Genomic DNA, 13564 nt, shown 5'->3' with positions numbered 1-13564 from the left:
TTCATCCGTTGACCGCGGCTGCGAAGCCCACGGTCTGCTTGGTGTCGGATCCGATCTCCACGTATCCGATGGAGGACACCGGCACCACGATCTTCTTCTCGCGGCGGTCCTCAAGGGTGAGCAGGGTCTTACCGCTCTCCAACGCCTCGGCCACGATCTTCTCGACATCCTCGGGCTTCGCGTCGGTCTCGACGACGATCTCGCGGGAGACGTGCTGCACTCCGATACGTACTTCCATGCCACTCCTTCAAGAGAACTGTGCCGGTCTGGCGGAGGCTGCCGCATAGTGGGGCGCAGCCTCTGCTGAGCGGACCAGAAGGTCCCCCCCCCAGAGGGCGCCGCGGCAGATCCATCCCGACCGATACTAACGGTTCAAGCTGTCTCAGGCCCTTCCGACTCCTTGGGGAAGCCCGAAATTCCTCGCCAAGCCAAACGAGAGGTCAGCTGTGAGGAGACCTCCAGCCCCGGCCGCTCGGAGAGCCGGCTCCAGTGCCGCGCCCCGGAGAGGACCATGCCGATCAGCCCGTGGCCCAGCAGCGTGGCCTCTGCCATGGGCTGACCGGTGTCATCGGCGATGACCTCGGCGATGGCCCCGGCCACTGCGTCATGGAAGCGCTCCATGCGCAGGGTGACGGCGTCGTCGTTGTCCATGCCTGAGGCGAAGATCAGCCGGTAGGCCTCATCCTCGCGGTCGATGAACTCGAAGAAGGCGGTCATCGTGGCCGAGACGCGCTCCTTGTTGTCCTCCGTGGAGGCCAAGGCTGCGGTGAGCATGTCCTCCAGCTGACCCAGGTGGGTCTCCAGCAGGTCCAGGAAGAGCTCATGCTTGCCCGGGAAGTGCTGATAGAGCACCGGTTTGGAGACCTTGGCGACGTCGGCGATGTCGTCCATTGAGGCGCTGTGGTATCCCTGGGCGACGAAGACCTTCAGCGCGCAGTCCAGCAGCTGCCGGCGCCGCTGCTCCCTGGGGAGGCGCTTGGCCCGCTGGGTCACGGCTGTCGGGTCCGATGACCTGTCCGTCTCTCCTGGCATAGCGGTCAGTGTAGCGGCAGCGCCCCGGCCGGGGTGGACCCGGTGGCCCGCTCCAGGATCTGCTCCACGGTGTGCAGGTCGGTGGTGTTCTCCCCCAGCAGGTTGGGCTTGCCTGCCCCGTGATAGTCCGAGGATCCGGTGGTCAGCAGGTTGTGGCGCCGGGCCAGCTCCAGCAGCATCTGCCGTCCGTCCTCCGGGTTGTCGCGGTGCCAGACCTCGACGCCGGCCAGCCCGGCCTCGATCATCTCCTCCAACTGCTCACGGCTGACGGTGCGCCCGCGGGACGAGGCCATGGCGTGGGCGATCACGGGCACTCCCCCGGCCGCCGTCACCAGACGGATGGCCTCGGTGGGAAGGATGTTCTCCTGGCTGACGTAGTACGGGGAGCCGCGGTGCAGCAGCCGATCGAAGGCCTCCTGGCGATCCACCACGACGCCGGCGGCCACCAGGGCGTCGGCCAGATGCGGCCGTCCGATGGTCGCCCCGTCGCTGACCTGAGCCTGCACGTCCTTCCACGTGATCGGGAAGTCCTCGGCCAGCCGCTCCACCATGGTCCTGGCGCGCTGCTGGCGCCCCTGCCGCGCCCCGCGGATGGCGGCGGAGAGCCCAGGGTGGGCCGGATCGTGGAGGTAGCTGAGCAGGTGGACGCTGATCCGGTCCTCGGTCAGCGTGGTGATCTCCATGCCGGGGATGACCAGGATCTGGTGCTCCTGGGCGGCGCGGACAGCCTCTCCCCACCCGGCGGTGGTGTCATGGTCGGTCAGCGCCATGCCCTGCAGCCCCACCCGCTTGGCCGAGGCGACCACCTCGGCCGGCGGCTGGGTCCCGTCCGAGATGTCGGAGTGGACATGGAGGTCGAAGTTCATGCCCCTCAGCCTAGCGGTGTGGGCCTCAACTCCCCAGGGGCATGCAAAACTGGGGACTATGAGCACCCAGAACCAGAACACAGCAGATGAGGCGGCAGGACAGGAGCAGAAGCTGGAGGATCGGGGCAGCAATCGCTCCCAGCGGCCCACCTCCCAGGCCTTCAAGGAGTTCATGGCTTCCCAGTGGGCGCCCGCTGACACCCAGGAGTTCAACCGCGATGCGGTGGCCCCCTATGCCGCCCAGCGGCGTAAGCTCCTCTCCGAGCGCTTCCCCGGCGAGCGCCTGGTGCTGCCGGCCGGACCGCTGAAGGTCCGTTCCAATGACACCGACTACCGGTTCCGTCCGCATTCGGCCTTCGCCCATCTGACCGGTCTGGGCTTGGATCATGAGCCCTCCGCGGTGCTGGTGCTGGAGCCGGTGGATGAGGGGACCGGCGACGACGGCGGCCACCATGAGGCCACGCTGCACTTCAAGCCCATGGCCGGCCGGGACACCGAGGAGTTCTACGCCGACGCACGCCACGGCGAGTTCTGGATCGGCCCGCGCCCCGGACTCGAGGAGTTCCACCAACGCCTGGGCATCCGCACCGGTGACCTCTCTGAGCTGGAGGTGGCGGTGACCAAGAACGCCGGAGCGGTGGAGATCGGCGGCACCCGCATCCGGCTGATGCGCGAGATCGACCTGGACGTGGACGCCCTGGTGGACACCTCCCGGATCAACACCGGTGTGGACCTGGAGGCCTCCGACAGCTTCGACGGCGAAGTGGCCGAGTTCCTCTCCGAGTCCCGCCTGGTCAAGGACGATTGGGAGGTCGAACAGCTGCGCCATTCGGTGAACTCCACCATCGCCGGCTTCGAAGACGTGGTCCGGGCCCTGCCGCGCGCAGTGGGCAACAGCCGCGGAGAGCGGATCGTGGAGGGCGCCTTCTTCGCCCGCGCCCGTCTGGAGGGCAACGACCTGGGCTATGACACCATCGCCGCCAGCGGCAACAACGCCACGGTGCTGCACTGGATCCGCAACAACGGCGAAGTGCGCTCCGGAGACCTGCTGCTTCTGGACGCCGGTGTGGAGGCTGACTCCCTCTACACCGCAGACATCACCCGGACCCTGCCGGTCTCCGGCAGCTTCAGCCCGGTGCAGAAGACGGTCTATGAGGCGGTGCTGGCCGCGGCCGACGCCGCCTTCGAGATCGTGAAGCCGGGCATCCGCTTCCGCGAGATCCACCAGGCCGCTGTGGCCGTGCTGGCCGAACACCTGGACGGCTGGGGCCTGCTGCCGGTCAGCGTGGAGGAGGCCCTGGATCCGGCGGGCCAGCACCACCGCCGCTGGATGCCCCACGGCACCAGCCACCATCTGGGACTGGACGTCCACGACTGCGCCCAGGCCAAGCGGGATCTCTATCTGGACGGCGTGCTGGAGCCGGGCATGGTCTTCACCATCGAGCCGGGCCTGTACTTCAAGAAGGAGGACCTGGCGGTCCCCCAGGAGTACCGCGGCGTCGGCGTGCGCGTCGAGGACGACATCCTGGTCACCGAGGACGGGGCGGAGAACCTCTCAGCCGCGCTGCCCCGCACAGCCGAGGATGTGGAGCGTTGGATGGCGGATCTGCAGCAGGGCTGAGTCCGGCGAGATCGTCTCCATACTGTGACCGATGAGCCCTCCCCAAGACCTGGGAGTCGGCCCTACGATTGCGGTACGGACCAAAGCGGTTCGCGCGAGCAGAAGGAGGTTCACATCATGGGAATCATCGGTTGGCTCATCCTGGGGCTGATCGCTGGCGCCATCGCACGTGCCATCGCCCCGCGGAAGCCCGCGGGCGGCATGATCGCAACTCTGGTCACCGGCGTCCTCGGCGCCGTGCTCGGCGGGTGGATCGCTTCTGCAGTATTCGGAGTCGACGTCAATGACGCCTTCTTCGACCTCGGCACCTGGATCTTCGCCATCGTCGGCGGTGTGATCGTGTCCTTCCTCTGGTCACTGTTCACCGGGCGCCGCGTGAACGCCTGAATCGCTCATCGCAGAGCAACGCCCCCAGGTCCGGCTTCGGCCGGACCTGGGGGCGTCTTCATGTCTGGGCGCCGCTGCCCTCTCCCCGTTCTCTTGGCGCGCAGGTGTCACTCTGAGCTCGAAAACGGCCGCTATCCGACACGTGCGCGCCAAGAGAACGGCAGGGCGAGCGGGCGAGCGCGTGAGTGAGGGGCGGTCCTCAGGGGCGATGGGCCTCGCGGTCAGCGTCGGGAGTCTCGGCAGTGGAGTCCTCAGAGGCGGAACTCTGCGAGTCGGCGACGCCGGCGTCGGGAGCCTCAGCACCGGACTCCGCACTCTCCTTCTTCTCCACCTCAGAGAGTCGGACGCCATAGCGCGGACGGCCGTCGGGAAGGCTCTCATAGCCGGTGGACTTCCGCTCCGCACCGGTTGCAGGCTGGCCCTGTGCTGTCGACCCCGGCGTCTCAGGCTGCCCCTCAGCGCCGGCGCCCGGAGCACCGCTGCCGGACGGCGGAGCAGCCCCCACAGGGGGCCGCACGCCGGTGGGGTCGTTGGAGGCGTTGACGCTGGGCACTCCCGCGCCGGGGACCAGTTGGCGGGCCTTGGGCGAGACGGAGAAGTCGCAGACGATGTCGAAGGTGGTGGCCACCATCTGCGAGGAGGAGGCGAAGCCGCGGCCCTTGCGCACCGCGAAGCTCACCACCCCCATGATCATCCAGATGCCCATACCCATCAGCACGGAGAGGACCATATTGGCCATCGGGGCCTCGGGGCTGAACAGGTAGATCAGCAGACCGATGAACAGCCCGAAGAGCGCGCCCTGAGCCGCACCGGCCCCGGCCACCCGCGGATAGGTCAGCCGGCTGCGGATGTGCTCCACCGAGCGCAGGTCGTTGCCCACGATGGTCAGATGCTTGATGTCGAAGTCCTGGGAGGCGAGATGATCCACCACCTGCTGGGCCTGCTCGTAGGTGCGGTACCGGCCCAGCAGCTCCCCTCGGGGCAGACCCCCGGTCTGAGTGTTACGTGCTGTGCCGCCATTGGGATTCGTCGCCATATCCCTATTGTGACACCCCGTAGACTGGAGGGGTGTCCGATAACGCTGTCCCCGCAGACGCCGTGACCGAACGCATCCGACGCCGCCTGGCTGAGGTGATCGACCCGGAGCTGCGGCTTCCCATCACCCAGTTGGGCATGGTGGGCGACATCGACGTCGACGACGCCGGCACCGCCTCCATCGGCATCAAGCTCACCATCGAGGCCTGCCCCATGCGCAGTCGGATCGTGGAGGACGTCACCGCCGCCGCAGTGCGCGCTGAGGGTGTGGCCACCGCCGAGGTCGAACTGGGCGTGATGACTCCCGAGGAGCGCGCCGAGCTCAAGGAGCATCTGCGCGGCGGCGAGGCCGGTAAGGTCAACCGCTTCGCCCAGCCCGACAGCCTCACCAAGGTCTACGCCGTGGCCTCCGGCAAGGGCGGCGTGGGCAAGTCCTCGGTCACCGTCAACCTGGCCGTGGCTCTGGCCGACCACGGGCTGAAGGTCGGTGTGATCGACGCCGACATCCATGGCTTCTCCGTGCCGGGCCTGCTGGGCATCACCGATAAGCCCACCCGCTTGGACGAGATGATCCTGCCCCCGGTGGCCTACGGCGTGAAGACCATCTCCATCGGCATGTTCGTGGACGGCAACCAGGCGGTGGCCTGGCGCGGACCCATGCTGCACCGCGCGGTGGAACAGTTTCTCACCGACGTGCACTTCGGCGACCTGGACGTGCTGCTGCTGGACCTGCCTCCGGGCACCGGGGACATCGCGATCTCCGTGGCCCAGCTGCTGCCCGGCTCCGAGCTGCTGGTGGTGACCACCCCGCAGGCCGCAGCTGCCGACGTCGCCGAGCGCGCCGGTGCCCTGAGCACCCAGACCGACCAGAAGGTGGCCGGGGTCATCGAGAACATGGGACCGATGACCATGCCCGACGGAACAGTGCTGGACCTCTTCGGCTCCGGCGGCGGGCAGATCGTGGCCGACCGGCTCACCGAGTCCCTGGAGACCGAGGTCCCGCTGCTGGGCTCGGTGCCGCTGGACTCGGGGCTGCGTCAGGCCGGCGACGACGGCCACCCGGTGGCGCTCTCCTCCCCCAGCTCCGCAGCAGGGTCCGTCCTGCGGGACATCGCCGCCCGGCTGGCCGGCCAGGGCCGCGGACTGAGCGGGCGCAGCCTGCCGGTCAACGTCGGCTGAGGCGGCGGTCTCAGCGCAGGGGCCGGCCAGCCCCTGACCGGCGCCTTCTTGGCGGGGGCCTCCGTAATGTGCAACACTCCCCGTTGTGCAGATCACAGATGAGAGCCCACGACTGATCACACGTGGACGGGTGGGCCTGCTGCTGGGCCCCGCCCTCTTCGCGGTGTTCTACTTCATCCCCGCCATCACCGGCCTGGACGACGCCCCGCGCGCGGTGCTGGCGGTGACGCTCTGGGTGGCCACCTGGTGGATCACCGAGGCGCTGCCCATCCCGGCCACCTCCCTGATGCCGATCTTCCTGCTGCCGATGACCGGCGGCACCGATGAGGAGACGGCGACCATGGCCTACACCAATCCCCTGGTGTTCATGTACATGGGCGGCTTCACCATCGCCCTGGCCATCCAGAAGTGGAATCTGCACCGGCGCATCGCCATGACGGTGATCCGGATGGTCGGCAGCCAGGGGCAGCGGCTGATGCTCGGCGTCATCCTGGCCACCGCCGCACTGTCCATGTGGATCTCGAATGCGGCCACCGCCCTGATGATGCTTCCCATCGGCCTGGCGCTGATCGAGGAGGTTCGGCAGAAGGAGTTCTTCGACGAGGAAGGACTGCGCCGCTTCGCCAAGGGCATCCTGCTGGCCATCGCCTATGCCGCCTCCATCGGCGGCCTGGCCACGCTCATCGGTTCTGTACCCAATGCGACGCTGGCCGCCCAGGCCGATATCCACCTGGACGTGCAGATCAGCTTTGCCGACTGGATGCTGTTCGCCACCCCGCTGACGGCTCTGCTGCTGACTCTGCTCTACTTCTACCTCTCCAAGGTCCAGTTCCGACTGACCTCCCAGGTGGACATCTCCTCCGACTTCGCCAAGGAGCAGCTGCAGAAGCTGGGCCGGATGAGCTACGAGGAGAAGATGGTGCTGAGCATCTTCTCGGTGATCGGCCTGATGTGGGTCACCACCGGCTTCCTCCCGGAGGAGATCCGGCTCTCGGACACCACCATCTCCATCATCGGTGCGGTGAGCATGTTCCTGCTGCCTGCCAAGCAGCTGCAGGACACCGGCGACGGCGAGCCCAAGCGCGGGGGCATCCTGGTCTGGCAGGACATGCGCGATCTTCCCTGGGGCATCCTGCTGCTCTTCGGCGGCGGTCTCTCCCTGGCCGCGGCCTTCGACGACTCCGAACTGACCCCGTGGTTCGGCGAGGTGCTGGGCGGGCTCCAGGTGCTTCCCTATGTGGTGATCGTGGTGGTCCTGGGCGCCATCGTGCTGTTCATGACCGAGATCATGTCCAACACCGCGGTCTCCAATATGCTCATCCCGGTCAGCGTGGGCCTGGGCCTGGCCATGGGTGTGGACCCGCTGGCCATCATGGCCATCGTGGCGCTCACCTCCACCTGCGCCTTCATGCTGCCCATCTCGACGCCGCCCAATGCGGCGGTCTTCAGCTCCGACTACCTGACCATGGACGACATGGTGAAGGCCGGCTTCTGGATGAACATCATCGCCCTGAGCCTGATCTCCGTCTTCGTGCTGCTCTGGCAGCCGGTGGTGCTGGCCTCCTGAGCTGCTGAATCAGGTGGCGTCGACGTCGAAGGGCGCCGGCTGCTGGGCCTTTTCGGCCTCCACAGCTGCCGCACCGGCCACACCTGCGGCCAACGCACCTCCAGCGGGCACGGCGGCACCTGCGGCCCCGGCAGCTGAGGCTCCGGAGCTGGAAGCGCCCACGCCGAAGACATCGCGGGGATCAGCACCCTGGGAGGACCGCCCGGCGGCCCCGGCCACACCGGCGCGGCTGGCGGCCTGCGAGGAGCTGGGGCGGGAGCTGCCCGACCGCGAGGCCCCGCTGCGCTCATCAGCGCTGCCCACCGCGGAGCGACCGCGCGAGGATGTCCCGCGTGAGGATGTTCCGCGTGAGGAGGCACCCAGGGAGGAAGACGGCGAGCGCGGGGACTCCAGCCGCGCCGAGGAGCGGACCTCGTTGACGGCGTCGTACTCCTCAGTGAGCGCCTCACGGATGATTCGGCGGGGGTCGTATTGGCGGGGATCGTATTTCTGCCAGTCCACCGCGTCGAAGTCGGTTCCGGTCTCCTCGCGGAAGCGCACCTTGGCGTCCTCGGCCATGCCGCGGGCCTTGCGCACCCAATCAGCCAGGGTGCGGGCATACTGCGGGAGGCGCTCCGGGCCGATCAGGAAGAACGCGAGCACCATCAGCAGGAGAAACTGATAGCCGCTGATTCCGAACACGGGACTACTCTACCGTCACGCCGGGCCGCCGCTCATTCCGGGATGCCGACGCCGCCCACACCCGAGGCGGGCCGGGCTCACCAGCTGAGGATCTCACGCAGTCCGCGCTCGATCCGGTCCAGTCCGCCGGTCTCCTCCGAGGGCATGATCTGCAGCCGGGAGCGGTCGGTGACCAGCACCCAGGCGGCGATCTCTTCGGCAGAGGCCTCAGTCATATCGGAGGTGATCACGTAGCGGGCGTAGTCGGTCTCCACCGCCACAGTCCACTCCTCAGAGCCCTCGGTGCGGTAGAGGTCTCCGGTGTCCCCGGTGCTCACCTCGATCTCCTCGTGCTCGGCAGCCCCCAGGTCCACCGCTTGGGAGATCTGCTCCTGCAGCGGGGCCAGCTCGGCGCTCGTCTCTTCGGGACGGGTCTCGGCCACCTCCACCACGCTCTGGCCGTTGCTGAGCCGGACCTCCACAGTGCGCAGGCCGTCGGCAAGCTCGGTCTCCACCTGCTGGGGCTCCAGGCCGTAGCCGGAGAGATGAGCCACATTCCACCCCAGCGGCTTGAGCTGGCTGAGCTGATCCACCGGGAGCTCATGCAGCACAGGAGCGGCGGAGCCCTCGGATCCTCGGCCGCCGTCGCCCTGGATGCGCTGTTCGTCAGCGGGCAGGATCCGCTCGGTGAGCGAGCCTGCCTGGACACGGCCGCCCACGATCCAGGCGGCGGCGAAGAGCACGATCCCTGCCAGCGTGGCGGTGGCCAGGCACAGAAGAACGACCCACCCTGCCCGGGGGCGAGTGGGTGGGCGGGAAACCTGCTGAACCATCGATCACAGTCTGCGAGATGCAGCTGGAGATTTCCTGGAGGCACGCTGAGCAGGCCTCAGGTTCTTCCCGAATGCCACAGCATCTAAGATGAGACCGTTATGAAGGCCCTGAACACCTCCCCGACGGCCAAGCACAGCAGCTGGGCCTATGCCGAACAGCACCTCAGCGACGATCCTGTGCTGCAGGCCACCCGCGAACTGGCCTTCGATCTGGGCGTGGAGCCGGTGAGCGAGGGAACTGCCGCCACCCTGACCGTGCTGGCCGCCGCCGTGCAGGCGAAGACTCTGGTGGAGGTGGGGACCGGCGTCGGGGTCTCTGGGATCTCACTGCTGCGCGGGGCGCAGCCGGAGGCGATCCTGACCAGCATCGATCTGGATCCGGAGCATCTGCATACCGCTCGGACGGCCTTCCGTCAGGAGCAGCTGCCGGCACGGCGCACGCGGCTGATCACCGGGCGCGCCGAGGAGGTCCTGCCGCGGCTGGCCACCGGGGCCTATGACCTGGTGCTGCTCGATGCAGGGGCAGAACATCTCCCAGACTTCACCGCCGAGAGCTTCCGTATGCTCGCCCCCGGCGGTCTGCTGATCATCAACGATGCCCTGGACCAGGACCAGGTGCCTCGCCCCGCAGTGCGGGAGGAGAGCACTCAGACCATGCGTGAGACGGAGCGCGTCCTGCGCGAGGACGGCCGTGTCACCAGCACCCTGCTGGGCACCGGAACAGGGCTGCTGGTCGCAGTCCGGCGCTGAAGCGCCGGAGGGCCGGGGACTTACTCCCCCACAGCGTCGATGAGGCAGGCCTTCAGGGCTTCGGCCTCATCGTTGTCGATCTCGAGCACCAGGCGTCCACCACCATCGATGGGAACCCGCATGATCAGGCTGCGTCCCTCCTGAGTGACCTCCATAGGACCATCGCCGGTACGCGGTTTCATTGCAGCCATCGGGTGATTCCCTTCTTGGTGTTCCTCGCGACATTCATCTCTATTATCACTCATCTGAGCGCGATGTGACTATCGAGGGTCGTTGCGAGGTCGCACATCAGACTCGGAGGGGTCCTCTCCGCGGGCCTCGCGCAGCTGCCGGGCCAGTGTGTCCAGCAGGGCATCCACCTGGTCCATCCGATAGCCGCGCAGCGCAGAGTCGAACCGGACCTCCTCCAGGTGCTCCGGGGTGATCTCACCGGCGGAGAGCTGATCGTGTGTGGGCCTCTGATGCGCGGCCCCGCTCTCCTCCTGCGGTGCGGGGGCACCGTCCCATCTGCCCATGAGCAGCAGGACGATCACACCGAGGATCGCCAGAGCCACGAGGAAGAGCCACATCACCCTGCCACCCTATCGGGCCCCAGCATCCTGGGGTTCCTCCTGCGGCCCCTCCGGCGACTCATCCCGGAGCTCCTCCTGAGAGATCTCCTCTCCAGCCTCCTGGGCGGCCTGCTCCTCCTCCACGGGCAGCTGGTCCACCACCGCGTCCTCGTCAAAGGTGGGCTGGTAGATCAGCACGAAGGCCGCCAGGGCCACCACGTAGACGGCGAAGACGCGGAAGTAGCCCTTATAGAGCAGGCGCAGCACCGCCCACAGAGCGGCGGCGCCGATGACGGCGGCGACCACGAAGGCCACGGTGTAGGCCTGCCAGCTGATGAAGAAGCCTCCCTCATGGGTCAGCAGCTCCAGGGACTGCACGCCGGTGGCCGCCACAATGGTGGGGATGGCGACGAAGAAGCTGAACTGGGCGGCGATCTTGCGGTGCATGCCCAGGGCAAGCGCCATGGCGATGGTCAGACCGGAGCGGCTGAGCCCCGGGAAGAGCGCGGCGGCCTGGGCCAGACCGATCAGCACGGCCACCCACAGGGTCATCTGTGCGGCACCGCGCCAGGTGGTCTTCACCGAATCGGACCACCAGAGGATGGCACCGGTGATCAGCAGCAGCACCGCCACGATCCACGGGGTGGCGAAGGCGTCAGTGCCGTAGGCCCGGACCAGCAGACCCAGCACACCGGTGACACCGGTGGTCACCACGCCCAGCAGCATCAGCCGCAGGTGGATCAGGTGGCGCAGGGTCTTCCGCCGGGCGAAGAGCTTGAGCTCGCGGACGGTTCCGCTGATCAGCCGCTTCAGCGGCTGCCACATGACCACGACCACCGAGACCATGGTGCCCAGGTGGACGAGCAGGTTGAACAGGATCATCTCCGGGGTGTCCGGAGAGGGCAGCGCAGAACCGGACTCGGCGAGCCAGTTCTGGGTCAGCACGAGGTGGCTCGAAGAGCTCACCGGGATGAACATGAAGAGCCCCTGGATGGCACCCAGGAGCACAGCTTCGAAGATGGTCAAGAGATTGTCTCCAGCAGGGTGGGAAGCATCTGGCCGGAGGGGCCACGCAGAACAAAGTCCATGGTCTCACTGAGCTCGGTCTCCTGCGGATTGACCTCCACCAGCGGCGTGCCCCGCTCCAGCGCCAGCAGCGGCAGTCCGGCCGCAGGCTGGACGATGCCGGAGGTCCCGACGACGACCACCAGGTCAGCAGCGCGGATGGCGGCCATCGTGGCCTCAAAGGCATCCATGGGCAGCGCCTCGCCGAACCACACGATGTCTGGGCGGATCAGACCGGTGGCGCAGCGCTCGCAGGCAGGCGGACCCTCCGCCTCGGGAGGAGCCTCGAACCCGTCATAGCCGGGAGCGGGAAGCTGCACCGAAGCGCCGCAGTCGGTGCAGCGGTGGGCGGCGATGTTGCCGTGCAGGTGAGCCAGGACCTCAGCCCCGGCGCGCTCGTGCAGGTCATCGACGTTCTGCGTAGAGATGCTCAGACCTCCCCCGGTCTCGGTGAGCTGCTTCTGCCAACGGGCAAGAGCCAAGTGGCCGGGGTTGGGCTCCACCGCCTGGACCAGGGACTGGCGCCAGCGATACCAGGTCCACACCAGGGCGGGATCGTCATCGAAGGCGTCCGGAGTGGCCAGGTCCTCGGCTGAGAACTGCTCCCAGAGGCCGGTCTGAACCTCCCGGAAGGTGGGCACGCCGGATTCGGCGCTGATCCCAGCCCCGGAGAGCACGGCCACATGGCGAGCATCGCGGGCCAGCGCGGCGAGCTCATCGTCGACATGGTCCAACAGCTTCATCCCGAAACACCTCAGGTCTTTGCGTACGCAAAATTAGTCAGTACACCGGAGTCAGGCCACCGCTGAAGAGGCACCGTCCTGAAGCATTAGGATCACACACAGGAGGAAAACATGTCACAGCCGCCGCAGGGACCCGGCACTCCCCCGGATCCAGAGGAGGTTCCTCAGCAGCCGCACGAGCAACCGCATCAGCCGCCGCAGCAGGGCTTCGGCGGCCCGGCCCAGGGCCCGGCCGGAGGTCACGACGGCGGCTACGGGGCAGGCCAGCCGGGTCAGCCCGGCGGCTACGGACAGCCCGATCACCCCGGACAGGCTCCGCACCAGCCGCACCAGCAGCCGAACCCCTACCAGGGCCAGCAGCAGCCGCAGGCAGGCCCGCTGTCCCCCGGCGAGGAGCAGGGCTGGGGTGTGGGCATCCACCTGGGCGGCGCCTTCTTCAGCTGGCTGGCCCCGCTGATCATCTGGCTGGTCTTCCGCGAGCGCAGCCCGATGATCGACGATCACGGCAAGGACGCGCTGAACTGGCAGATCACGCTGTTCATCGGCTACGTGATCGGCTACGCCACGCTGATCATCATCATCGGAATCATCATCCTGCCGCTGCTGTACATCACCGCCCTGATCTTCGGAATCCTGGGCGCCATCGCCGCCTATAACCGCCGGCAGTTCCGCTACCCCTTCACCATCAAGTTCATCAAGTGATCCCCTCCCCTGCCCCGCAGGACAGGTGATCGCCGCGGCGGACACAGAAGAGGGCGGTTCCTCTGACCTTCTCGGCCAGAGGAGCCGCCCTCTTTCGCGCCCGGGGCGGCTTGCCGCTCAGGCCCGGGCAGGCTTCTGCTGTGACCGGTGAATGCCTGCCCCGCAAACCGCTGCAGTCAGGGCGGTGAGCAGCACCGCCACGTACGGCCACCGGTCAGCAAAGGCCAGGCTTGATGCCACCGCCGTCAGCAGCAGCCACGGAAAGGGCGAACGGAACAGGTCCTTCATAAAGATCACCTCTCATATCGGTTGAGGTGATTGAGCCTAGGAGCCGTCACCGACACGCACCGGTGGCTCCCTCCTTCACCCCTACTGGAGCAGCGCCACCGAACCTCAGCTCTTGCGGCTGTAGATCACCACGGAGATCGCACAACTAAGACTTAACGGGCCATTCGCGGTTGAGCGTGGAGGTGTGTCGAGTCAAGGGGCTCGCGCCCTTGTTGGATGATGGATTTTGCCGATCTATCTTCCAAGTAGCAAAGGACGCGAGCCATGTTCCAGCCTACGGGCCCA

17 protein-coding genes are annotated in these 13564 nt (G+C 67.5%); 6 read left to right on the top strand and 11 right to left on the bottom strand.

What is annotated here, in order from left to right:
- Nucleotide 1 precedes the first annotated feature (1 nt).
- The 3 genes from IEW85_RS05545 to IEW85_RS05535 all read right to left on the bottom strand — a co-directional run bounded on the left by IEW85_RS05545 (nucleotide 2) and on the right by IEW85_RS05535 (nucleotide 1898).
- Nucleotides 2-238, bottom strand: coding sequence for a DUF3107 domain-containing protein (locus IEW85_RS05545; RefSeq protein WP_188683556.1), 237 nt, complete (start codon nucleotides 236-238; stop codon nucleotides 2-4).
- Between the two features lie 134 nt (nucleotides 239-372).
- Nucleotides 373-1032, bottom strand: coding sequence for a TetR/AcrR family transcriptional regulator (locus IEW85_RS05540; protein ID WP_188683554.1), 660 nt, complete (start codon nucleotides 1030-1032; stop codon nucleotides 373-375).
- A 5-nt stretch (nucleotides 1033-1037) separates the two neighbouring features.
- A complete protein-coding gene (locus IEW85_RS05535) occupies nucleotides 1038-1898 on the bottom strand; it encodes a PHP domain-containing protein (protein WP_188683552.1) in 861 nt (286 codons plus the stop codon).
- A gap of 58 nt (nucleotides 1899-1956) precedes the next feature.
- On the opposite strand from IEW85_RS05535, the gene IEW85_RS05530 reads away from it, so the two are divergent.
- Together IEW85_RS05530 and IEW85_RS05525 are read left to right on the top strand one after the other, a co-directional pair.
- On the top strand, nucleotides 1957-3519 hold the full coding sequence (locus tag IEW85_RS05530) for an aminopeptidase P family protein (RefSeq protein WP_188683550.1): 1563 nt from the start codon (nucleotides 1957-1959) through the stop codon (nucleotides 3517-3519).
- 117 nt (nucleotides 3520-3636) lie between these two features.
- Nucleotides 3637-3906 (top strand): GlsB/YeaQ/YmgE family stress response membrane protein, encoded by a 270-nt coding sequence (locus IEW85_RS05525; protein ID WP_188683548.1) that lies wholly within the window; start codon nucleotides 3637-3639, stop codon nucleotides 3904-3906.
- A gap of 199 nt (nucleotides 3907-4105) precedes the next feature.
- On the opposite strand, the gene IEW85_RS05520 is transcribed toward IEW85_RS05525, so the two are convergent.
- The gene (locus IEW85_RS05520; RefSeq protein WP_188683546.1) at nucleotides 4106-4942 is read right to left on the bottom strand and encodes a YflT domain-containing protein; all 837 of its coding nucleotides are present in this window, start codon (nucleotides 4940-4942) and stop codon (nucleotides 4106-4108) included.
- Between the two features lie 32 nt (nucleotides 4943-4974).
- Between IEW85_RS05520 and IEW85_RS05515 the strand changes: the two genes are divergently transcribed.
- Nucleotides 4975-6120, top strand: coding sequence for an Mrp/NBP35 family ATP-binding protein (locus tag IEW85_RS05515; protein WP_229658831.1), 1146 nt, complete (start codon nucleotides 4975-4977; stop codon nucleotides 6118-6120).
- Between the two features lie 85 nt (nucleotides 6121-6205).
- Nucleotides 6206-7687: an SLC13 family permease gene (locus tag IEW85_RS05510; protein ID WP_229658830.1), complete on the top strand. Its 1482-nt coding sequence runs from the start codon at nucleotides 6206-6208 to the stop codon at nucleotides 7685-7687.
- Between the two features lie 9 nt (nucleotides 7688-7696).
- Here the strand turns inward: IEW85_RS05510 and IEW85_RS05505 are convergent, their stop codons facing one another.
- Nucleotides 7697-8368, bottom strand: coding sequence for a twin-arginine translocase TatA/TatE family subunit (locus IEW85_RS05505; RefSeq protein ID WP_188683544.1), 672 nt, complete (start codon nucleotides 8366-8368; stop codon nucleotides 7697-7699).
- Between the two features lie 77 nt (nucleotides 8369-8445).
- Nucleotides 8446-9180: a hypothetical protein gene (locus tag IEW85_RS05500; protein WP_188683542.1), complete on the bottom strand. Its 735-nt coding sequence runs from the start codon at nucleotides 9178-9180 to the stop codon at nucleotides 8446-8448.
- A gap of 99 nt (nucleotides 9181-9279) precedes the next feature.
- Between IEW85_RS05500 and IEW85_RS05495 the strand changes: the two genes are divergently transcribed.
- The gene (locus tag IEW85_RS05495; RefSeq protein ID WP_188683540.1) at nucleotides 9280-9930 is read left to right on the top strand and encodes an O-methyltransferase; all 651 of its coding nucleotides are present in this window, start codon (nucleotides 9280-9282) and stop codon (nucleotides 9928-9930) included.
- A 20-nt stretch (nucleotides 9931-9950) separates the two neighbouring features.
- Here IEW85_RS05495 and IEW85_RS05490 read toward each other — a convergent pair whose 3' ends face one another.
- The 4 genes from IEW85_RS05490 to IEW85_RS05475 form a co-directional block, all read right to left on the bottom strand.
- The gene (locus IEW85_RS05490; protein WP_188683538.1) at nucleotides 9951-10121 is read right to left on the bottom strand and encodes a DUF3117 domain-containing protein; all 171 of its coding nucleotides are present in this window, start codon (nucleotides 10119-10121) and stop codon (nucleotides 9951-9953) included.
- A 69-nt stretch (nucleotides 10122-10190) separates the two neighbouring features.
- Nucleotides 10191-10499, bottom strand: coding sequence for a DivIVA domain-containing protein (locus tag IEW85_RS05485; RefSeq protein WP_188683536.1), 309 nt, complete (start codon nucleotides 10497-10499; stop codon nucleotides 10191-10193).
- 12 nt (nucleotides 10500-10511) lie between these two features.
- Complete coding sequence (locus IEW85_RS05480; RefSeq protein ID WP_268234656.1) at nucleotides 10512-11507, bottom strand: undecaprenyl-diphosphate phosphatase; 996 nt, start codon at nucleotides 11505-11507, stop codon at nucleotides 10512-10514.
- Nucleotides 11504-12289, bottom strand: coding sequence for an SIR2 family NAD-dependent protein deacylase (locus IEW85_RS05475; protein WP_188683534.1), 786 nt, complete (start codon nucleotides 12287-12289; stop codon nucleotides 11504-11506). Before IEW85_RS05475 ends, IEW85_RS05480 begins: the two co-directional genes overlap by 4 nt.
- 111 nt (nucleotides 12290-12400) lie before the next feature.
- On the opposite strand from IEW85_RS05475, the gene IEW85_RS05470 reads away from it, so the two are divergent.
- A complete protein-coding gene (locus tag IEW85_RS05470; protein ID WP_188683532.1) occupies nucleotides 12401-12991 on the top strand; it encodes a DUF4870 domain-containing protein in 591 nt (196 codons plus the stop codon).
- A 117-nt stretch (nucleotides 12992-13108) separates the two neighbouring features.
- On the opposite strand, the gene IEW85_RS05465 is transcribed toward IEW85_RS05470, so the two are convergent.
- Nucleotides 13109-13279, bottom strand: a complete 171-nt coding sequence (locus IEW85_RS05465; protein WP_188683510.1) for a hypothetical protein — start codon at nucleotides 13277-13279, stop codon at nucleotides 13109-13111.
- Between the last annotated feature and the right edge of the window lie 285 nt (nucleotides 13280-13564).

It is taken from the genome of Nesterenkonia cremea (assembly GCF_014642675.1).
GTDB lineage: Bacteria > Actinomycetota > Actinomycetes > Actinomycetales > Micrococcaceae > Nesterenkonia > Nesterenkonia cremea.
This window is presented reverse-complemented; position numbering and strand designations above follow the sequence as displayed.